The sequence below is a fragment of the Turicimonas sp. TL08 genome (assembly GCF_054660695.1).
Map to the genome: position 1 here is coordinate 1 of NZ_BAAGDP010000114.1, position 252 is coordinate 252.

Here is a 252-nt window from a genome sequence, read left to right on the forward strand (position 1 = left end):
AGCATACATCCCCGTTATAGAGGACCGCGCTTTGACCTGGAGTGACGGCCCACATCGGCTCTTTACTGGCTAAGAATAAAGAGTTTTCATCTGCTGAAATAATCTCGCAGGGCTCATCGGGCATTCTCCTGAGTTTCAGAGAATAAATTGAGGAAATTTTGTTATATCTATTGGGCCTCAATGTATCTCTAATTTTTCATTTTTTTATTCCTCGTAGTAGTAGTTCACTCGATAGAGAAGTAACTGTTCAAA

The 252-nt window shown here is 40.5% G+C and carries 1 protein-coding gene; it reads right to left on the bottom strand.

Annotated features, from left to right (window positions below):
* A partial coding sequence (locus ACYQ4O_RS13175) for an aminomethyltransferase beta-barrel domain-containing protein (protein WP_460175895.1) occupies positions 1-181 on the bottom strand: 181 nt, incomplete at its 3' end.
* Positions 182-252 lie beyond the last annotated feature (71 nt).